Here is an 18,607-nt window from a genome sequence, read left to right on the forward strand (position 1 = left end):
TCAACATACCGGCCTGGCGCCCAAGCGGCGCCAGGTCTCACCGCTCCTATTGCGTCTTTCCGTCCGATCCGCCCAACAGAAGATCAGCCGCCTCTGTAAGATTGCCGACCTCGGCATAGGGCAGCCAGTCGGGAATGCCTTCTTCGCCGCGCCGGTTCACCCAGATGCCGCGCAAGCCAAGCTCGTGGCGAGCCTTCATGTCCCAATACATGCCCATCGCAACATGCACCGTCTCTTCCGGCGCAACGTCCATTTTCCGATAGCCATATTCGAACAGCTGTCGCGATGGCTTATAGGCTTGGGCCTGTTCGGCGGTGATGACATAATCGAAGGGCACGCCGATCCGCTCGACCGTGGGTGCGATGAGGTCGTCGTCGGAATTGGTAAAAATCGCCAGCTTATACCGCCCCTGCAATCGCTTCAGGGCATCTGGAACCTCCGGATGCGGGCCCATCATCCTTGGCGCCGATGCGATCTGCGCAATCTCCTCTTCGCTTGGTCTTATGCCGTGATTGTTAAAGGCCGTCGTAAAGCCGGTTTGCAGGATCTCCTTGTAGAGACAATGCGGCTTTTGTCCCGTCAAGCGCCTTCCCTCAGCGGAAAATGTGTCCAGAATGGCGGAAGCATCGACGCCGGTTATACCATGCGCAACCAGGACACGCTGGATTTCTCGCAGGAGCACCTCATACCATTGCACAAGCGCACCGTAACAATCGAAGGTGATGATCTTCGGTGCGGGAGCAAGTTGAAAGGCCGGTGTCGTGAACTCTGGCATTGAAGGAACCTGCTGATCTCGTGGAAGTGAACCAAGTGGCGCAAATGCCTCCCTCGGCCAGGGATCTTTGTCGACGCATGCGCGCGGACCGTTGCGGCATCCCAACATGAGAGACTGCTGAGGAAGTAGTGGATGAAGGCCTTATGCCAAGCTTTGCGTACGCCAGTGAACCGAACGCTTGCCTCTCCTCCTACTGGTCAAGGAGCATTGTAAAAGGGCAGCGTCGCAACTCAGTGCTGCAATAAAACCAGCCCCTTAGAGCCCTCCGCATAAAATGCCGACAGCAACCACCGGCAGTAACGGCTTTTTAATCGTAAATCTGAATAAGATAGAGGGTCTGCATGCATGAGGCATCGATTGATACTGTTATACCTGTGTCGAGAGTGCGATGTCGTCGATCCTCACCAATTCTTCCGCTATGGCGGCCTTGCAGACGCTTCGCAAAACCGGCGATAGCCTCTCTGTGTCGCAGCAGCGCATATCCTCGGGATTGAGGGTCGGGCAAGCCTCCGACAATGCCGCCTATTGGTCGATCGCCACCACGATGCGCTCCGATGAAAAGGCAGTTTCGGCCGTTTCGAGCGCGCTTGGCATCGGAGCCGCAAAGGCCGATACAGCCTATGCCGGCATGAGTGAAACCATCTCGGTCCTTTCCGACTTCCGGGCCCGCCTCGTCAGTGCCACAGAAGCGGGGATCGATCCGACCAAAGTACAAGCTGAGCTTGACCAATTGAAAGACGAGCTGAAAACCATCGCACAATCGGCGAGTTTCAACGGCCAGAACTGGCTCAGTACCGATATAGCCGATATGGACGACAGTGCGCTGAACCAGGATCAGGTCGCCTCTGCCTTTACCCGCAATTCCGATGGCACCGTGCACGTCGGCGCGACCGCGGTCGATCTTTCAAAAATATCGCTGCTCAATGCGACCGGCGGGGGAGCCCTGCAGGTGGACAAGCGCAGCCTCGGTCTCATCGGCGGGCTGCGTGACCAAACGCGCGATCTCACGAGCAGCGCCGGTTATCAGGACTTCAACTTCACAGGCCCCGGACAATTTATCGGCGCACAGCAAGTATCCTTCGATCTCTTGATCGACCAGAGCGCTCAATCGAGCGGCCAGAATTTCAATGTCGTCATCAACAAGAGCACTGTAGATGCGGCGCTGGGCACCAGCGATGGGCGGATCAACACATCGAGCGATTGGCAGGCCGTGGTACGGCAAGGCATGCAGGATGCCGGCGTCGGCACGCTTGCGACCGTTCATTCCAATGGCAGCACCGTGGGCATCTCGACGACCGAGACAAGCGGCGAGGCAGGCTCTAGCATCGCCGTCTCGAATGTCGTGTCGACCGCAGCAGGTGGAGCCTTCGGTTTTCAAAATACCGCCTCCGGCAAACGCAACGGCGCCTATGCGACGGCGAGCTTCGATTTTACCGCCTTTCGCGTCCATGCCGAGGCGACCTTCTCGTTCAATTTTGCAGTGAATGGCGGCGCGACGCAGGGCGTTACCGTCAACCGCGCAATGGTCGATGCCGCGCTCGGCACGACAAATGGCAAAATCGACACGGCCGCCCAGCTTGCCACGGTGCTGAATGCGGCAGTCAGCGGCAAAGGCGTGCAGTTCGCAGACGATAGCGGCACTCTTACCTTGCAGGCAGACCCTGCCGCAAACCCGGCCATGGGGGCACGCTCGCGGATCAGCTTTGGCAATGTCACTGACAATATTGGCGCCCTGGCGGACTTCGACATTCTCGACGTCGATATCACCAAGCCCGGGGCCAGCGTCAAAAACTACCTGATGGGTGTCGAGAGCATGTTGAAACGGGCCACATCAGGGGCTGCCATCGTCGGCACGCTGCAAACTCGCATTGGCATGCAGGCCGACTTTGCCGACGCGCTGTCGAAAAGCCTGGCAAGCGGCATCGGCAGACTGGTCGATGCCGATATGGAAGAGGAATCGTCGCGCCTCACTGCCCTGCAAACTCAACAGCAGCTTGCCATCCAATCCCTGTCGATCGCCAACAACGCGCCGCAAAACCTGCTCGCGCTCTTCCGCGCGTAAAGCAGCCGTCTTAGCCCTTATGAAGCGCAAGGTTGGCACCGAGCCCAACCAGGACCGCACCGCCAGCGCGCTGGATCAGCCTCTGGACCCGAACGGAATTCTTGAGACGGCCGAGGATCAGGCTGGCTAGTAGGACACTCAGAAGATCGGCAAGGGTAAAGATCGCGTTGACCACCACACCAAGGATGGCAAATTGGAGCGCGACCGGAAAGGCCGCATGGCTGTCGATGAATTGCGGCAGAAAGGCCATGAAGAAAATCGCCGTCTTGGGATTCAGAACCTCGACAGCAATGCTCTGCAAAAAGGCGCGCCGCCGGGAGAGTGCCTCTGCCGGCAAGGCCATGTCTTCGCTTAACCTCTTGCTCCTCATGAGGGACAAACCGAGCCAGACGAGATAAAGCGCGCCGAGAAATTTTACGGCGAGATAGGCGGTCGGAACAGCTTGCAGCAGGACGGATAAACCCACGGCAGCGGCGATGATATGGACGTAAGCACCGAGATGAATGCCAAGCACGGCCATCAGCCCAGCCTTGCGGCCGCCCGCCATGGTCCGTGCGGCGGCATAAAACATGGCCGGTCCGGGGATAAATGCAAACAGCGCCGTCGTGACCACGAAGGCAAGGAGAACGTCGAATGCCGGCATGGTTTTTCCTTTTCGAAGCGCAACGGCGGCGACCCTATGACAGATGGCGTAAACCTGCCAGAACGGTTTTCAATGGTCGATCATCTGCATGAGGCCAATGCGATTACGAAAAGGATGAAAAGCATCCATTCCCTGTGTGGTGTCCCCGTCCGTCTGATGTCGTGACAAGAGGCCGTCGGGACGTCGGCTTGTTTCCAAGACGGAACGGCTTCGCCCCCTCAAACGAACACAAACTCCTTCGTCTCCTGAAATTGCCGCCAGAGCCGGAAGGTCTGGAATTCGTTTCCGGCAAAGCTGTCGGCATCGATCTGGTCTTCGGTGACGAAGCGAAAATCCGATGTTTCCCCATCGTTTGAGGCGGGCGATCCGGTGTGCAAGTAGGCATGCGCCAGAAGCGCGACGTTCTGGACGATATCGCCATTCGGATAGACATGACGCTCGCGGATGGGATCGGACGAGATGCCGAAGGGCGTTACCTTGCGCAACGTGACATTGGCTTCTTCAAACGCCTCGCGGTGGATGGCATCGCTCAGCGATTCCCCAAGCTCCATCGCTCCAGCCGGCAGACCCCAGCGCCCATCGTCGGTACGTCGGACGAGCAGGAAGCGGCCCTGATCATCCTCAACCAAAACGCGCACGGCAACGGACAGGAGCGGCCGGTGGCCGACCACCGCCCGCAAGGTGCCAAGATAGCTATCGGCAAAACTCACATCTCGTCTCCTTCAGGATCTAGGCTTGCGCGTTTGGTATCAAGGCCAGCTCCATGAAGACGCTCAGCGGATCCGGCTCGTAATCGGCGAAGGGCTCGATTTTCACAAAGCCCGCTTTTTCATAAAGCGCGATTGCCGCATGGCTTTCGATGCCTGTCTCCAGTCGAAGCCTGTGAACGCCCTGCGCTCTTGCCTCTTCGATCAACTGCCCAAGCATGCGCCGTGCAAGCCCCTGCCCACGCCAGTCCTCCTCTACCCACATCCGCTTGATTTCTGCCCAGTCGCCTTTGACCACGAAAGCACCGGTCGCTACAGCCAGCCCTTCGGACGTACGCGCCACAAGGAACCAAACCTCCGGCTTGCGCAACAAGTCAAGCGGCAGATGGTGATTGCTCTCGGCAGGGTAAAGACGATCGGATTCATCCTCTCCGTTCTTCAAAAGACGCCGGATGTCGTCTTGTGCCGGATCTTCACGCCTTATGAGAAAAGAAATATCGTTTTGGGTCGTTTCACGCACGTTTTTGCTCTTCCTGTCTGCCATCATTGCAGAGCATGTTTGGAACAGTCAGCGCGCAAGAACAAGGCTTTAGCATCGACTGGCAAAAATGCTGCCATGCCTGCCACCGAAAGAGAAAGGATCTTTGATGCGCCAGTTCCTCATTTCCTTCGCCTTTGCCGTTTCCGGATTGCTTGCTCAGTCTGCTAGAGCCGATGAGCGTTGGGCAAGTCTGCCGGAACCGCCGGCCATGCCTCAGCCTGTCAAATCGGGCACAGCGCCGGTCAATGGCATCAAGATGTATTATGCGGTCTATGGCACGGCGCCCGGCACGCCCATACTGATGATCCATGGCGGCCTTGGTTACGCCGATATCTGGGCAAATCAGGTAGCGGATCTTTCGAAGGATCACACCGTGATCGTCGCGGATAGCCGCGGTCACGGTCGTTCCACCCGCAATTCGCAGCCTTTCGGCTATGATCTGATGGCATCGGATTATCTGGCTCTGCTCGATACGCTTGGTATCAAGAAGGTCGATCTTGTCGGCTGGAGCGATGGCGGCATTATCGGGCTTGATATCGCCATGCATCATCCGGAAAGGCTGAACAAACTTTTCGCGCAGGCCGCCAACACCAAGACGGAAGGCGTCAAGGCGGACGTGATGGAGAACAAGACGTTCAAGGCCTATATCGACCGCAGCGGCGAAGTCTATCGCAAGAGTTCGCCGACCCCGGGCGAGTATGACGCCTTTGTGGAGCAAATCAGCGGCATGTGGGCGAGCCAGCCCAACTGGTCCGATGCCGACCTCGCGACGATCAAAACGCCGACGGAAATCGTTCTGGGCGATCACGACGAGGCGGTCGACCGCGGCCACACCGAATATATGGCGAGCCATATCCACGGGGCGAAACTGGTTATCCTGCCGGATGCCAGCCACTTTGCCATGTTGCAGGATCCTGCCGGCTATACGGCCGCCATCAGGGCTTTCTTCGGCGGCAAGTGAGCCACCATGCGTTCGGGTAAGACAGACGTTGATCCCGAGGGCTTTTGAGCGATAGAGTGAGCGGGCCGATCAGGGAGGACACCGGCAATGTCACTGGTGATGTATCTGCATCCGCTTTCCTCATACTCGCAAAAAGCAAAGACGGCCTTCTATGAAAAGAACCTCGCCTTCGAGACCAGGATGCTCGATGGCAGTGAGCCCGTTGCGAGCGAGTTTGCCACGCTTTGGCCGATCGGGCGTTTTCCGGTATTGACAGATGACGGACAGCTGATTTTCGAGGCGAGTGCGATCATCGACTATATCGACCATCTTCATCCAGGCGATCAACCGCTCATTCCGCGCGATCCCATGGTGGCCGTCAATGTGCGAATGTGGGACCGGTTCTTCGATAACTATATCCAATATCCGCAGCAGCGCGCCGTTTATTCTGCGCTTGGTCGCGAGGCCAAGCGGGACGACGAGGACGTGCGCTGGAAGAACGCCTTCGAGACGGCCTATCAAATATTGGACAAGCAGTTGGAAAACCGACAATGGGTAGCGAGCGATCACTTCAGCCTTGCCGATTGTGCGGCAGCCCCAGCGCTTCTTTATGCTGATTGGACCTATCCGATCAACGACGGCTACGCCAATCTTAAGGCATATCGCGCCCGCCTTCTGGCGCGCCCAAGCTATGCCCGCGCCGTCGATGAAGCACGCCCTTACCGGCATATGTTTCCGCTCGGTGCGCCTGAAGACCGGGATTGATGAGGCTCAAGGCCAGAGCGCGATATCCGGCTTCGTCAGCATCAGCCAGATGATCGCGAGAACGGCGAAGAAGGCTGGAAAGCCGAAAGCGAACCAGATGCGATAAAGCCGATACCATTGCTGCGGCAACCCCTCGCCCGATGCCGCTGCAAGCCTTGCCAGATTGCGCAACCGGATCTGAATCCAGACCACTGGCAGCCAGAAAAGGCCGGTGAAGACGTAAAGGCCGAGCGAAAGGGCAATCCAACCTTCGTTCAAGGACCAGCCGATCGATCTCATCAACAGATAGCCGGTCACCGGCTGCAGGATGGCCGCCGTCGCTGTGAAGATCGTATCGGCGATGACCACCGTATTGGAGACATGCGCGATCAAGGCCGGATCATTCGTGCGCCGCGCCATCACCATGAAAAACGCAATGCCCATGCCGGTGCCGAACAAGACCGTCGCGCCAATCACATGCGCCAGTCGAAGCCAGGGCTCCCAATCCATCAGCGCTCCTCCAAGATGGCAAGCGCGACGAGCGTCAGCGCAAGGGACGGCAGGACCTTGACGAGCGGCCCGAGGGGATCGAGCCACAGATGCGGTTCGAGCAGCGTTGCCCCGCCGAGATAGGCAGCCGAGACCAGCAGCATGCCGATGAGAGCCTTACGCGCAAAGGGACGCACCAGAACGGAAAGCCCAAGCGCCACATCGGCCAGGCAGGTGATCAGCGTCAGGCTCGTTGCCATCTTCGCTGACATGAAGGGCTTAAAAGCGCCGCTGCCAGAGATGGCGCGAGAAGCGGGATCAGACCCGACAGGAGCCAGAACAGCGAAAGGCAGAGGAAAACGACCGGCTTCAACAGGTAAAGCCGGACAAACCACAGGTCATGCACGCCGGCGGGATTGTCCCGCAATACTTGTGCGGCAGATTGCAGGGTTACACCGGCGGGCAGATCGATAATTCCCGCCGGTCTCGTGACCCCCTGCTCCATCACCGCCATGGCCGTTGAGCGCAGGGGAGAACGCCAGCCTTGGCGGCGGCGGCATAAAGCGCCCGCATTGCCTTTTCCTGCGTGGCGGCCAGATCGTCGGCCAATCCTGCAAGGCTCCCGCGCAGTTGACGATGACATCATGGCTCTCAACGAGAGCGCGCCAATCGTCAGCGTTTTGCATCTCGCCAAGATCGGCGGCAATCCATTCGACCTCAGGCCATGCGTGCCTTGCCCGCGCAATGTTACGTCCCAGTCCGCTCAGCGCATGCCCGTCGGCCATGAGCCGCGCAAGCACCGCAGAGCCGATAAAGCCGTTTGCCCCAAGCACCAATATTTTCATGGCAATCTGTCGCGTCTTTCGTCATCCCCAAAACCGATAAATCAAACCCGCGATCAAAGAACAAGGATTGCGTGCGAGTGATAGGGCAGATGCTTAACCGCTGATTGCGAAGGCCGCTCTTCATTGGCTGCATCGTTTGGGCGGCTCTCGCTTTTTCAACGCTGCAATCTATTTGCATGCAGCAGATTGGCCAGAGCAGCATCGCCAAAAGGAAATCCTGCCTATGCACACCCAAACCGTCAGGCATCACTGGATCCGCGAAGAAGATGCCGAGCGCTCGAAGGCAAGCTTTCCCGAACTCTTCTTCGATCTCGTTTTCGTCTTCGCGCTGATCCAGCTGTCCCATACTTTGGCATCGGATTTCACCTCTGCGACTGCGGGAGAAGCCGTCCTTCTCATTCTCGCCATCTGGTGGGTCTGGATCCATACGACATGGGTCACCAATCTCCTCGACACCGAGCGTGAGCCGGTGCGCTATCTGCTCTTTGCGTTGATGTTCGCCGGCATCCTCATGGCCATCGCCCTGCCGGAAGCCTTTGGCGAGCATGCGCTGATCTTCGCCGGCATCTATGCTGCCATGCAGATCGGCCGGTCCGCCTTTACCGCCTATGCCTTTTACGGGATAGACGAACGCTCTGCCCGCACCTTCACCCGCATCACGATCTGGCAGGTCATCGCCGGGGTCATCTGGATTGCCGGCGCGGTCGCCGGCTTTGAGGGACGCATCTTTCTCTGGGGCCTTGCCATTCTCCTCGAATACATCGTTCCCCTGGTCGGTTATTGGCTGCCGGGAATGGGCCGCGCGCCCAAGGAGACCTTGAGCCTGTCGGGGGAACATATGGCGGAGCGCTGCGCGCTCTTCGTCATCATCTGTCTTGGCGAGACGATCCTCACGACAGGGCGCAATGCCGTTGCGTACATGTCGGCCGACCTGACATTCCTCGTCTTCTGCAGCGCGTTTCTCAGCACGGTGACGATGTGGTGGATCTACTTCCATCACGGACAGGTAAAGGCAGCCGAAACCGCGGAAAACACATCGGCCCCGGAGACGATGGCGCACAGTCTCTTTACCTATGGGCACCTGCCGATCGTTGCTGGCATCATCTTTACCGCCGTCGGTGAGGAATTCGCCCTTTCCCATGCCGACGAACATGTCGAATGGAGGCATGCCGTCGCCATGCTTGGCGGACCTGCCTTGTTTCTGCTGGGCAATATCTGGGTGAAGATCGCCGCCGGGTCGCGCTTTCCGCTCTCGCATATCGTCGGTGTCTGCGCTCTGGGCCTGATGGCCATCACAAGCATGGCGATGGCAAACTGGATGCTCAATCTCAGCGCCACCGCGATCCTTCTGGTCACCGCCTTTTGGGAATATGTCGCGCTGCGCAAAATCTCGTCGTCAGGCTGAGCCGGCGGTATTCATCGAACGTCCGCATATTTTCGAGCCAGATATCGTGGCTCACATCTCCGTATAGCGGAGGTAGAAGTTGCCGTAGACCGGAAAGCTCCGCGTCATGGAATTGGCCTTTTGCGTGTCAGGCGCTTTTCCATAGGTCAAGGCAACGAAGGTGTTGGTGTTGAGCCCTGCGATGCCTCGCGACAATATCCCAGTCCGATAGGATCTTGTAATTGCCGTCATCGGCAACCGGTTTGGTCTCAGCCATCTGTTCCAGCCGATCTTTGTTCAAGACAACGTACCAATACCAGGGATTGAAGATGGAAAAACTGCTGAGCAGCAGAACGACAGGCACCATCGCGACGGCGAGAAGACTGCTCGCCATCCGCCGAAAGCGCCGTCGGAACAAGGCAACAACGGCCAGGATCAACCAAATAGCCAGGAAAAGGAGAAAAAAGACTTCAAGCAGCATAAGCTCACCATCAAGCCAGGATCGCTATGCGTAACCGACGGGATAAAAATTGACGACTGTGTCAGCCGCGAAAAATAAAACCGCCAGGAATGCGACAACCGCGACCCGCCCGAAACACCATCGATCTGGCCTTGGCTTGCTCAGCAAAGGTAGCTTGGTCTGCTCTGTCATAATGTGCCCCCATTCCGCTGCCCTATCGGTCTTCTACCTGAGGGAGAACAAAAAGGGATACTTGATCACCCGCAAGCCCAATCCAGGACCATTTTTTCCAGATCCATCTGTCCGTTACCTCCGCCGAAATTAAAGCCCCCGAAATCCTCCTCGAACTCGAAGTAATAGGGACCGAACTTTGGATAGCCTTGCTGGGGAAACATCGTCCCGCCAAGGTGATTGCGACCGAAAAATCTTTCGAGATCAAACGGTTTAGCTTCTTCCGTATATGCACGGATATAGCCGCTATCCCTGCATTCATGGTCCCATTCGCGTGCGGGCTTACCGATATTGGGATCGCCCTCGCGCAGTTCGGCACGGATGGGAAAGGCCGTCATGATGCCCGCCTCCGGGCCTTCGCCACCCATCCATTCATAGGCATCGGCAACGCCGCCGGGGCGAATCTTGGAATGACGCAAATAACGACCATAGCTTCCTGTTATCCATGACGGCGCTGTCGAAAGATAAGGGTTGCCGGCAAGATCAGGCGGCATGCACAGCGCGCCTTCGAATTCCGCCTGCGTCAGCCAGATCGCCGCATAATGCGTATCGAGGATATCCGTCATATCGAACAGCATCGGGTGGCGCGCCCTGCGATAGGACCAGAACGGCGCAAGCGCCGGATCGGCTGGCGGATCTGATGTCAGCGGCTCGCGAAAGAAGGCTGCGACGGCCGGACTTTCCGGCAACTCCTCTAGCTGATCGTCGACAAAGAGGCTGAGCGCGACGAATTCGCGGCCCTGTTTGCGATATTCCTCGGGGATGGCAAGTGTGAAGGCATGCCGCAAGGGATGGCCCAAAACCGGGCTGAGCGGCCACTGCTCCGATCCTATGCCCGGCGGCAGGCCAAGGCTCCAGCCGCCCGACCAGCTGGCGTCCCGGCCCTCGACAGGCTGACGGCGCTGGCTGCCCCGGAAGAAGTCGTAGGCGACTTTGAGAGAAGGGTCTGCAAGAAGCTTGGGCGGCTCTGGAAAGGCCGCATCTGGATTGGCGATTTCGATGGCAAGCACAGCCTCGTCTTTCATGCGTACGATCAGCTGAAAGCCATCCGACGTACGGCCACAATATTCGCTCCAGGGCACATCATCCTCGGGATCACCAGGCTGATGCTGAAGATCGGGATAGAGCTTGATTACCTCGGCAAGGGGCATGCCGATATGGAGCCCGATAATCTCGATGTCATGAGGAAACACGCCGTAAAAGCCGATCCTTCCTATTTTCCCGGCAAGATCAACGTAAAGGCCGAAGCCGTCAGGACCAATACCCTCAATATAACCACGCTCATTTTGGGAAAGGGAAGTACCGGGCGGTATCAGACTTGCCAGTTCCTCCAGCGGCATCATCGGGCGCAGGCGGCCAAGCGCGGCAATATCCATGATTGTCCTCCCATCGAAGCGTCAAAAATCGAACCTGATATAGCCTTTAAGCTGGCGGCATTTTGCAACCGGACAAGGGCGGGAGGTCGAATTTTGCAACCGGATGGGCTGACGGCCATACAACCTTTAGCGTCAAGAGCGGCCCATGATCGCAACAGGTTCAGCGCCGCTCCCGAATTTGCCGGAGACCTACCAGGGCGTCGGTCCGTTGGGCTCGACGAAAAGCCCTGAACCATTTGCCTCGATACCCTCGCCGAGGGCATAAAGAACCGGCAGCCTTGCGCCCTCTTGCGGCGTCATCACTCCGTACCCCGTCAGATCAGTCTTCACAAAGCCGGGGCTGACCGAGTTCACCACGATGCCGGTGCCGCGCAATGCTTCATGAAGCTGGACGGTGAGCATGTTGAGGGCCGCCTTGGAGGCGTTATAGCCGATAAACTGCGCCTGATAATAGGTCGATGACGGATCGCCGTTGAGTGTGAGCGAGCGAGCGAACTGGCAAGGTTGACGATGCGCGCTGCGGATGCAGATTTCAGCAGAGGCAGCATGGCCTGCGTGACCGCAAGCGTTCCGATGAAGTTGGTGTTCATGACGCGGCGCACAGCAGAAAGCGCTGCCGATCCGGGCGGTGCGTCCGCCGGATCGAAAATCCCGGCATTGTTGACGAGGATATCCAGCCGCCCATGGCGCGCGCCAATGTCGGCCGCGGCCTTTGCAATGGTCTCCTCATCGTCAAGATCGAGATGAACAGCCTCGACGCTATGTCCCTCGCTTGCCAGCTTTTCAGCCGCGGCCTGTCCTCGTCCCGCGTCCCGCGCTCCCATGATAACGGCGATGCCGGCCTCGGCAAGCTGGCGGGCGATCTCCAGTCCGATGCCCTTGTTGGCGCCCGTGACAAGAGCAAGCCTTTTTCCTTCCATGATAAGATCCTTTCTTCATGCAGGTTTCCCGTTCATAATATGAAGGATCATTCAGTTTGAGGATTCGCATTTGACTGAGGCCGGGTCGCACCCCCTAAACCCCCGTAAAAAGCCACGTCAGACGCGGGCAAAGGTGACGCTTGACGCAATCTTCGAGGCAACCATTCAGCTTTTGCTGTCCGATGGTTTGCATCGATTGACGACGACCCGCGTTGCCGAACGTGCCGGCGTCTCGGTCGGCACGATGTACCAGTATTTTCCGCACAAACTGTCTTTGATCTACGCCCTCAACGAGCGCTATCTGGAGGCGCTTGCCGAGAAGATCGAAGCGACATGCCAAAGACATAAAGGCGCGCCGGTTCAAACCATGGTGGACGCGCTGATCGATACCTATTGGGACGCCAAGACCGAGCGGCCGGAGGTAACGCGCGCGCTATACCGCTCCGTGGCCGAGCTAGACAACGAGGAACTTATCGAAGCCTTCGCAAAACGCGTCGATGCCGCCACTTTATCCATGTTCGACACGGCCCCGCAAGAGGCCTTTGCCGATCTGCCGCAGGTGAATCTCGCCCTTCTCACCGTCATCTTCGGAACGGTGCGCAACGCCTTTGAGAGAAATCTCGGCGGGGAGGCGGAGCGCGCGCTGCGCGGCGAGCTGAAACTGATGTGCAAGGCTTATCTTACGACGGCAGCACGAGCTCAACGCAAACAAATAATTGAAACGGCCGAGTAAGTCTTATCGCCGCCGGTGACTGCGTTTCGTGCCGTCGTAAAAACCATCCGGCTTCTTTGCCACCCAATCGGCGAATTTGCGGATTTCAGGATGCTCGAGCAGCGCCTCGATGGTGGAGTAGGATTTTTCAAGTTCCACTTCAGAGAAAAGCGCATGGATCTGGCGATGGCAGATGCGGTGGAGAAACTGCGTCTTCCGCCCGCCCCGGCTCTTGGGAACGAGGTGATGCTCGTCGCGCTGGCTCTCGGGAATGTGACGTCCGCACAGCGGGCAGATCACCGGCTCCGGCGGCTGATACCAGGACACCACTTCGGCTCTGATCTTTCTCGCCATGGATTTAGCTTGCCTCTGTCTTCAGATGATGCATGCCCTGAGCGGTCTGCGACATGGACGGCATATGGGATGAAAGAGCCCGCTTCTCAAGCGCATCTCGCGCTTGCGACGAATCGACATCGAAGCTAGCCTTCAGGAACAGGCTTGGCCCGCGCCTCCTCCCTCCATTCGGGGAAGTATCGCACATACGGGGTTTCTTAACGAGCGAACCATCTGTTCGAGCATCGCATAAGGAGGGATTGCGTTCCGGCTCGCAATGGAGGTTTGAATGAAATTGTCTGCTCCCCTTTTCCAACTCAAAAGACGGGCGAAACTGACTGCGCGCAGAGAAGGTACTGCCCTTCACCTTGCCTTGGACGCCATCGCCCGTGAAGAAGGTTTTGCCAGCTGGAGCCTATTATCCTCCCGTTTGGCTAAGGCCGAAAGCTCACCCGAGATCATCTTGCAGGACCTTGAAGACGGCGACCTGATCCTGCTTGCCGCCCGTCGAGGTCACGGCAAGACAATGCTTGCCCTCAGGCTTCTCGTCGAGGCGGCAAAATCCGGCCGAAGGAGTATTTTCTATACGCTGGAATATACCGAGCGGCAGGCACTGTGGCAGATTGAACGACTGGGGCACGCCAGAGGGCTCAAGCCCGACGCCATCGAGATCGTCACCTCAGAGGCAATTTCCGCTGGCTACATCCTCGATCATCTCGGCGATGGACAACCGGGAGCCATAGCTGTCGTCGACTACCTGCAGATCCTCGACCAGCAGCGCAGCAAGCCACCGCTGCGCGACCAGATGGAAAAACTGCAGGCATATGCCGCAAAGAGCGGCATGATCTTCGTCTTCATCTCGCAACTGGATCGCGCCTTCGATGGAGACGGGAAAACCCTGCCCGAACTTGCCGATATCAGACTGCCGAACCAGATTGATCTCAACCTCTTCAGCAAAGCCTGCTTCCTTCATGACGGTATGGCGGCGCTCCGGCATCTGGCGGCGTAGAGCTCGATGAACGGACAAACGAGACCGCAGGTCATATAGCTGACACACTGTCCTTGACGTTGGCAGCTTGCGCGCAACATTTGCCGCCGGGTGTATTTTTCCGGCGGCAGCCACTTTGGCATGGCATCGCTCAGGAAGACCGCCCACCGCATTCCGCATAAGCAGAGCGCGGACACTCTGGAAGACGCTGGATAATTTTCGCCGAACCGATCCGGTTCGAAAAATTATGCCGTCGCATAGGAGGTCTAAGATGACGTGGCGTCAGCTGGATGTAGAGACCTGGCAGGAGCGCGTATCGGCGGAAAGCAAGGGCATGGCAAACCGGCAGATTGCTGGCATCCTCGAGCGTTTCTCGCTGGTCCCCAGCGGTTTTCCTGAAGGCGAGATCAGCGCCGCGGTGCATGAAGGACCTCTTGCCGTCAGTGGGGACTTCACGCCGCCGACGCAGCTTTGCGCCGTCCTCGGCGATCTCACGGTTACCGGCAAGCTCTCGACCGAGGCTGTCGATGGAGCTGACGGCAATGCCACCCTGATCGTCTTTGGCGATCTCGACTGTGCAAGCCTTGTCAATGACTGGGCCAGCATTCTTGTGATCGCCGGCGATTGCCGCGCCTACGACTGGTGCTTTGCGGCGCGCGAAGATTCCGCCTTCATCATCGGCGGCGACTTCACCACGCCCATCTTTCTTGGCGCCGATATCTGGGCCTCGGTTGGGGGCCTTGCCAATATGGACTATGGCTACGGCTATGCCTCCAGCCTCGCCTCGTTCTCCGACACCTATGACGGCAAACACACCTTGCCGCGAAAAGGCCCGCGCGAACTCGCTTTGAAACTTGGTCTCGGTCGTCAGGCAGCCCTTGACGAAGCCGAGCTTATCGAAGCGATCGAACAAAGGCTGTATGCAACCGGCAGCATCATGCCCTTGCATTAACATGATTGTGCCAATCCATGGCGTTGAGGTGTCGCAGTGGCTGACCACGAGAGAGATCAACTTGCGCAGCAGGCCTACGCCGTAGCCGCGCGGCTGCTGCCGCAGCGCTTTGACGGCGCAGCATTTGCCTTTGCGGCGGGCTCGCTCATTCGCGGCCAAGGCACAGGCCATTCTGACATAGACCTTGTCGTCGTCTATCCCGCTTTGGCGCGCGCCTGGCGGGAATCCTTCTTCTTCGATGGTCTTCCGGTGGAGGCCTTTGTCCAAGACCCCGAAACACTTGACTATTTCATGGAAGAAGACCTCAAAAGTCGCTGCCCTATCATGATCAGCATGGTTGCGACCGGCACAATCCTCGGGCCCGATATTAGAAGTGCAGAGGTCATTCAGGCCGAGGCGCGGGCTAAAATGGCGGCCGGGCCGCCGCCATTCAAAGGGCCGTCTTATGAAACGCTCCGTTATCAGATCAGCGACCATGCGGATGATTTGCGGGGCGAGCGGCCGGCAGAAGAACATGTCGCCATCGCTGCCTTGCTTCACCAGAAGCTTGCAGATCTCATTCTTTTGGGGCGCGGCCGATGGACGGCCCGCGGCAAATGGATACCCCGCGCCTTGAACGATCTGGACGCCAAGCTTGCCGCCAAATTCAATGCTGCCTTTGCCGATGCGTTTCAGGGCAACACGAAACGGCTCATCGGCCTCGTCGAGGGAGAACTCGAAAGCCATGGCGGACATTTTTTTAACGGTTTCAAGCTCGAAGCACCGCTGGAGGCGCGCCGTAGATCCGAATGAGCGCAGCAGGCGCGCCTTCCAGCCATCGACCGAAATTTTCGGATGCTGCGACGCTTATTGCCTGTATGATAAGGGAACGCTTCGCGAGACAGATTGAGGAGATACCTCTGATGCGCCAGGCCGATTCCGATGAGCTGCGAGCCTTTCATGCCAAGCTGATGGCACTCGCCAGCAATTCCAGCGACGGTCGCTTGGAGCGAATTTTCGAGCTGGTGCCGCGTGAAGCCTTTGTCGGGCCGGGTCCATGGCAGATCTGTCTCGACGGGCGTTACGTGCAAACACCGAGCGCCGATCCCACCTATATCTATCAGAACGTACTGGTCGGCATTGATCCCGCAAAGGGTATCAACAATGGCGAGCCCTTCTTACATGCATCCTTTATTGGTGCGGTTGCCCCGAAAGCGGGAGAAACCGTCGTCCACATCGGCGCGGGCGCTGGCTATTATACCGCCATCCTCTCCATGCTTGTTCTGCCGAAAGGCGAGGTCCATGCTTTCGAGTTTGAACCGGAGCTGGCTGTCCGGAGCCGCGAAAATTTAAGGCCTTATGAGGGGATCACCGTGCATCAGGGTGATGCTACGCGTCTTCCGCTGCCACCTGCCGATGTCATCTATGTCAATGCCGGAGCCGTTGCGCCGCCTGCCTCGTGGCTGAAGGCTTTGAAGCCCGGCGGGCGTCTGCTTTTTCCCTGGGCGCCGGCGCGGGGTATCGGCCTTGCCGTTCTGATCACCCGTACGGCGGAGAGTTTTGATGCAAAGGCGCTCCAGCCTGCCTATTTCATTTCTTGCCAGGGCGCATCCGATATGGAGATCTGCACTCGGGCTCCCGACGCGATTGAGGCCCGGTCGATTGCGAGGCTTTGGCTAAGGGACGAGCGAGAACCGGACGAGACGGCAGTTGCCGTCTATAAGGACCTTTGGCTGTCTGGAAAGCGCTCCGTCGCTTAAGCCATAAAGCTGGACGATGTCTGGCGCTGGCGAAGAAGTCGACAACGCGAACAGGCATCAATTTCTATAGGCAAGGCCAATGAAGGCTCTGGGAAGATCGTGCGTATGTCCGTTGGTTTCAGGCAAGGCGTCAGCGAAGATCCGGCACGACTGGCCTGGGACGCAAGCCGGCCGCGTCCTCTGGCCTGGACAGCCTGGTATACGGCTGCCGAGGATGCGGTGCCGACGCGCTCTTCCCTGAAATCGCTCTTCAGGCGGGAGGCGGTTGCCGTCGAAGCGCCGCTTGCTGCATCCACGCGAAGCTTTCCGCTCGTCCTTTTGTCGCATGGCACTGGCGCAACGGCGCTGGCGCTCGAGTGGCTTGCCCATCGTCTCGCTCAGCAAGGCTATGTCGTGCTGGGCGTCGATCACCACGGCCATACGGGCAGCGAAACCTATCGGGCGGAAGGCTTCTTATGTATGTGGGAGCGCGCCCGCGATCTGTCAGCGCTGCTGTCCGACCTCTCCTGGCGCGCAGCCTTGGGCGGAAACATCGACGAAGACGCCCACTTGGTTGGCTTTTCCGCCGGCGCCTACACCGCGATGCTGATGGTAGGGGCGCGTATTGCCTATTCCCAGTTCGAGCCGGACAACCCGGTCAAAAGCCCCATCCGTGGGCCGAGAGAATTTCCCGATCTCGCCGACCGCCTGCCGGCGCTTTTCGACAATCCCGTCTTTCGCGAGGCATGGGAGCGCCGCCGCGATGATCATAGCGACAATCGCATCAAAAGCGCCTTTGCCATTGCTCCTGGCCGATCCGTTCTTGGCTTTGATAGAAACAGCCTTCACACCATCCAACGTCCGGTCTTTCTGGTGGCCGCAGATGCCGACCGGCAGGCTCCCGCCGAGTGCTGGCGCTTCCTCCATGACAATGTCGGCGGGCCTACCGAAAGCCCAAAAACCACAAAACCCGAGCTCGACATCGTACATGGCGGGGTCGACCACTATGTTTTCTTACCGGAAGCCGCGCTGCCAGGCTTCGCCTCTGAGCCCGAACTATTTGCCGATCCTCCCGGCATTCAGCGCAGAGAAGTTCACGATCACGTTGCCGAATGCGCGATCCGGTTTTTCGCGCGCCAACCTGAACGCATCGGTACGACAGGCGATGTCTGAGCCGCCAACTGCAAGATAGAAAATCCGACGAACTGATCAGTGGCGCACCCTCCCGATCTCCTGTCAATCGCCTGTCATATTCCAATGAAAAGCAGGGATTGGGGCGGGAAGAGGAGCCTGAAGCATGAGCACGATCAGACTGGGAAAGACTGAGGATATCGAGACAATCTTTGCAATCCGGATGAGCGCCCGGGACAATGATATAGATCGAGAGCAGCTGGCAACGCTAGATGTCACCGAAGAAAGCATTCGCGAAAGGCTGGCCGCTTCGCCCTGTCTGTGGATCGCGGAAGACGGGGGAAAGGCACTTGGCTTTTCCATGGCCGACCGGAAGGAAGGATCGCTCTTTGCGCTCTTCGTGCGCCCGCAGCATGAAGCCAGGGGCATCGGCACACAACTGCTGGCGCACGCAGAGACATTTCTCTTTGCCGAGCACGAACGGATATGGCTCGAAACCAACGGCCAAAGCCGCGCCGCGCAATTCCTGATCCGCCGTGGCTGGCAGCCGAGAAAGCGCATCGAGCACAGCCATATCATTCGCTTTACGAAGAACCGTTCGCACACTTTACAAGCTACGTCCAAAGCGAGTGATTTGCCGACAGCTTGAGCGATCA

The 18,607-nt window shown here is 58.2% G+C and carries 21 protein-coding genes and 1 pseudogene; 11 read left to right on the forward strand and 11 right to left on the reverse strand.

The genetic code is table 11. The features are described from left to right. Positions 1 to 46: 46 nt before the first annotated feature. Positions 47 to 775, reverse strand: coding sequence for a haloacid dehalogenase type II (locus VQ830_RS14255; RefSeq protein WP_337268792.1), 729 nt, complete (start codon positions 773 to 775; stop codon positions 47 to 49). 388 nt (positions 776 to 1,163) lie between these two features. On the opposite strand from VQ830_RS14255, the gene VQ830_RS14260 reads away from it, so the two are divergent. Beyond that, positions 1,164 to 2,837: a flagellin N-terminal helical domain-containing protein gene (locus VQ830_RS14260; protein ID WP_337268793.1), complete on the forward strand. Its 1,674-nt coding sequence runs from the start codon at positions 1,164 to 1,166 to the stop codon at positions 2,835 to 2,837. Between the two features lie 10 nt (positions 2,838 to 2,847). Here the strand turns inward: VQ830_RS14260 and VQ830_RS14265 are convergent, their stop codons facing one another. The 3 genes from VQ830_RS14265 to VQ830_RS14275 all read right to left on the reverse strand — a co-directional run bounded on the left by VQ830_RS14265 (position 2,848) and on the right by VQ830_RS14275 (position 4,707). Further along, entirely contained in the window at positions 2,848 to 3,480 is a 633-nt protein-coding gene (locus VQ830_RS14265) for a LysE family translocator (protein ID WP_337268794.1), read from the reverse strand. Between the two features lie 218 nt (positions 3,481 to 3,698). Further along, the gene (locus VQ830_RS14270; protein WP_337268795.1) at positions 3,699 to 4,190 is read right to left on the reverse strand and encodes an NUDIX domain-containing protein; all 492 of its coding nucleotides are present in this window, start codon (positions 4,188 to 4,190) and stop codon (positions 3,699 to 3,701) included. 19 nt (positions 4,191 to 4,209) lie between these two features. Further along, positions 4,210 to 4,707: a GNAT family N-acetyltransferase gene (locus VQ830_RS14275; protein WP_337268796.1), complete on the reverse strand. Its 498-nt coding sequence runs from the start codon at positions 4,705 to 4,707 to the stop codon at positions 4,210 to 4,212. 127 nt (positions 4,708 to 4,834) lie between these two features. On the opposite strand from VQ830_RS14275, the gene VQ830_RS14280 reads away from it, so the two are divergent. Further along, a complete protein-coding gene (locus VQ830_RS14280) occupies positions 4,835 to 5,689 on the forward strand; it encodes an alpha/beta fold hydrolase (protein WP_337268797.1) in 855 nt (284 codons plus the stop codon). Between the two features lie 87 nt (positions 5,690 to 5,776). Continuing rightward, the gene (locus VQ830_RS14285) at positions 5,777 to 6,433 is read left to right on the forward strand and encodes a glutathione S-transferase family protein (RefSeq protein WP_337268798.1); all 657 of its coding nucleotides are present in this window, start codon (positions 5,777 to 5,779) and stop codon (positions 6,431 to 6,433) included. A 6-nt stretch (positions 6,434 to 6,439) separates the two neighbouring features. On the opposite strand, the gene VQ830_RS14290 is transcribed toward VQ830_RS14285, so the two are convergent. Together VQ830_RS14290 and VQ830_RS14295 are read right to left on the reverse strand one after the other, a co-directional pair. Further along, positions 6,440 to 6,922, reverse strand: a complete 483-nt coding sequence (locus VQ830_RS14290) for a DUF2269 family protein (RefSeq protein ID WP_337268799.1) — start codon at positions 6,920 to 6,922, stop codon at positions 6,440 to 6,442. After that, positions 6,922 to 7,746: pseudogene (locus VQ830_RS14295) on the reverse strand (DoxX-like family protein). Before VQ830_RS14295 ends, VQ830_RS14290 begins: the two are co-directional and overlap by 1 nt. Positions 7,747 to 7,969: 223 nt before the next feature. On the opposite strand from VQ830_RS14295, the gene VQ830_RS14300 reads away from it, so the two are divergent. Next, the gene (locus VQ830_RS14300) at positions 7,970 to 9,151 is read left to right on the forward strand and encodes a low temperature requirement protein A (RefSeq protein WP_337268800.1); all 1,182 of its coding nucleotides are present in this window, start codon (positions 7,970 to 7,972) and stop codon (positions 9,149 to 9,151) included. A 127-nt stretch (positions 9,152 to 9,278) separates the two neighbouring features. On the opposite strand, the gene VQ830_RS14305 is transcribed toward VQ830_RS14300, so the two are convergent. The 4 genes from VQ830_RS14305 to VQ830_RS14320 all read right to left on the reverse strand — a co-directional run bounded on the left by VQ830_RS14305 (position 9,279) and on the right by VQ830_RS14320 (position 12,117). Continuing rightward, the gene (locus tag VQ830_RS14305; protein WP_337268801.1) at positions 9,279 to 9,524 is read right to left on the reverse strand and encodes a hypothetical protein; all 246 of its coding nucleotides are present in this window, start codon (positions 9,522 to 9,524) and stop codon (positions 9,279 to 9,281) included. A 323-nt stretch (positions 9,525 to 9,847) separates the two neighbouring features. Next, a complete protein-coding gene (locus VQ830_RS14310) occupies positions 9,848 to 11,197 on the reverse strand; it encodes a DUF7256 domain-containing protein (protein ID WP_337268802.1) in 1,350 nt (449 codons plus the stop codon). Positions 11,198 to 11,386: 189 nt separating this feature from the next. After that, positions 11,387 to 11,599 carry a Rossmann-fold NAD(P)-binding domain-containing protein gene (locus tag VQ830_RS14315; protein ID WP_337268803.1) on the reverse strand — a complete coding sequence of 71 codons (213 nt, stop codon included), beginning with the start codon at positions 11,597 to 11,599 and terminating at the stop codon, positions 11,387 to 11,389. Beyond that, positions 11,548 to 12,117: an SDR family NAD(P)-dependent oxidoreductase gene (locus VQ830_RS14320; protein ID WP_337268804.1), complete on the reverse strand. Its 570-nt coding sequence runs from the start codon at positions 12,115 to 12,117 to the stop codon at positions 11,548 to 11,550. The genes VQ830_RS14315 and VQ830_RS14320 overlap by 52 nt, the downstream gene beginning before the upstream one ends. Positions 12,118 to 12,187: 70 nt before the next feature. On the opposite strand from VQ830_RS14320, the gene VQ830_RS14325 reads away from it, so the two are divergent. Beyond that, positions 12,188 to 12,850, forward strand: a complete 663-nt coding sequence (locus tag VQ830_RS14325) for a TetR/AcrR family transcriptional regulator (RefSeq protein WP_337268805.1) — start codon at positions 12,188 to 12,190, stop codon at positions 12,848 to 12,850. Between the two features lie 3 nt (positions 12,851 to 12,853). On the opposite strand, the gene VQ830_RS14330 is transcribed toward VQ830_RS14325, so the two are convergent. Further along, the gene (locus VQ830_RS14330; RefSeq protein WP_337268806.1) at positions 12,854 to 13,183 is read right to left on the reverse strand and encodes an HNH endonuclease; all 330 of its coding nucleotides are present in this window, start codon (positions 13,181 to 13,183) and stop codon (positions 12,854 to 12,856) included. A gap of 268 nt (positions 13,184 to 13,451) precedes the next feature. On the opposite strand from VQ830_RS14330, the gene VQ830_RS14335 reads away from it, so the two are divergent. The 6 genes from VQ830_RS14335 (at position 13,452) to VQ830_RS14360 (ending at position 18,600) form a co-directional block, all read left to right on the forward strand. Then, positions 13,452 to 14,171 carry a DNA helicase gene (locus tag VQ830_RS14335; protein WP_337268807.1) on the forward strand — a complete coding sequence of 240 codons (720 nt, stop codon included), beginning with the start codon at positions 13,452 to 13,454 and terminating at the stop codon, positions 14,169 to 14,171. Between the two features lie 250 nt (positions 14,172 to 14,421). Then, on the forward strand, positions 14,422 to 15,102 hold the full coding sequence (locus tag VQ830_RS14340; protein WP_337268808.1) for a hypothetical protein: 681 nt from the start codon (positions 14,422 to 14,424) through the stop codon (positions 15,100 to 15,102). Positions 15,103 to 15,138: 36 nt separating this feature from the next. Then, positions 15,139 to 15,894, forward strand: a complete 756-nt coding sequence (locus tag VQ830_RS14345) for a nucleotidyltransferase domain-containing protein (protein ID WP_337268809.1) — start codon at positions 15,139 to 15,141, stop codon at positions 15,892 to 15,894. A gap of 110 nt (positions 15,895 to 16,004) precedes the next feature. Further along, positions 16,005 to 16,841: a protein-L-isoaspartate O-methyltransferase family protein gene (locus VQ830_RS14350; RefSeq protein ID WP_337268810.1), complete on the forward strand. Its 837-nt coding sequence runs from the start codon at positions 16,005 to 16,007 to the stop codon at positions 16,839 to 16,841. Between the two features lie 105 nt (positions 16,842 to 16,946). Next, on the forward strand, positions 16,947 to 17,993 hold the full coding sequence (locus VQ830_RS14355; protein ID WP_337268811.1) for an alpha/beta hydrolase family protein: 1,047 nt from the start codon (positions 16,947 to 16,949) through the stop codon (positions 17,991 to 17,993). A 124-nt stretch (positions 17,994 to 18,117) separates the two neighbouring features. After that, on the forward strand, positions 18,118 to 18,600 hold the full coding sequence (locus VQ830_RS14360; RefSeq protein WP_337268812.1) for a GNAT family N-acetyltransferase: 483 nt from the start codon (positions 18,118 to 18,120) through the stop codon (positions 18,598 to 18,600). Positions 18,601 to 18,607 lie beyond the last annotated feature (7 nt).

The sequence above is a fragment of the Oryzifoliimicrobium ureilyticum genome, assembly GCF_037199735.1.
GTDB classification, from domain to species: domain Bacteria; phylum Pseudomonadota; class Alphaproteobacteria; order Rhizobiales; family Rhizobiaceae; genus Rhizobium; species Rhizobium ureilyticus.

Coding starts and splice junctions, on each gene's coding strand:
- VQ830_RS14280 (WP_337268797.1), top strand. CDS start 4,835: ATGCGCCAGTTCCTCATTTCCTTCGCCTTTGCCGTTTCCGGATTGCTT.
- VQ830_RS14260 (WP_337268793.1), top strand. CDS start 1,164: ATGTCGTCGATCCTCACCAATTCTTCCGCTATGGCGGCCTTGCAGACG.
- VQ830_RS14350 (WP_337268810.1), top strand. CDS start 16,005: ATGCGCCAGGCCGATTCCGATGAGCTGCGAGCCTTTCATGCCAAGCTG.
- VQ830_RS14315 (WP_337268803.1), bottom strand. CDS start 11,599: ATGCTCACCGTCCAGCTTCATGAAGCATTGCGCGGCACCGGCATCGTG.
- VQ830_RS14310 (WP_337268802.1), bottom strand. CDS start 11,197: ATGGATATTGCCGCGCTTGGCCGCCTGCGCCCGATGATGCCGCTGGAG.
- VQ830_RS14255 (WP_337268792.1), bottom strand. CDS start 775: ATGCCAGAGTTCACGACACCGGCCTTTCAACTTGCTCCCGCACCGAAG.
- VQ830_RS14355 (WP_337268811.1), top strand. CDS start 16,947: ATGTCCGTTGGTTTCAGGCAAGGCGTCAGCGAAGATCCGGCACGACTG.
- VQ830_RS14320 (WP_337268804.1), bottom strand. CDS start 12,117: ATGGAAGGAAAAAGGCTTGCTCTTGTCACGGGCGCCAACAAGGGCATC.
- VQ830_RS14335 (WP_337268807.1), top strand. CDS start 13,452: ATGAAATTGTCTGCTCCCCTTTTCCAACTCAAAAGACGGGCGAAACTG.
- VQ830_RS14290 (WP_337268799.1), bottom strand. CDS start 6,922: ATGGATTGGGAGCCCTGGCTTCGACTGGCGCATGTGATTGGCGCGACG.
- VQ830_RS14330 (WP_337268806.1), bottom strand. CDS start 13,183: ATGGCGAGAAAGATCAGAGCCGAAGTGGTGTCCTGGTATCAGCCGCCG.
- VQ830_RS14360 (WP_337268812.1), top strand. CDS start 18,118: ATGAGCACGATCAGACTGGGAAAGACTGAGGATATCGAGACAATCTTT.
- VQ830_RS14340 (WP_337268808.1), top strand. CDS start 14,422: ATGACGTGGCGTCAGCTGGATGTAGAGACCTGGCAGGAGCGCGTATCG.
- VQ830_RS14265 (WP_337268794.1), bottom strand. CDS start 3,480: ATGCCGGCATTCGACGTTCTCCTTGCCTTCGTGGTCACGACGGCGCTG.
- VQ830_RS14305 (WP_337268801.1), bottom strand. CDS start 9,524: ATGGCGAGCAGTCTTCTCGCCGTCGCGATGGTGCCTGTCGTTCTGCTG.
- VQ830_RS14300 (WP_337268800.1), top strand. CDS start 7,970: ATGCACACCCAAACCGTCAGGCATCACTGGATCCGCGAAGAAGATGCC.
- VQ830_RS14285 (WP_337268798.1), top strand. CDS start 5,777: ATGTCACTGGTGATGTATCTGCATCCGCTTTCCTCATACTCGCAAAAA.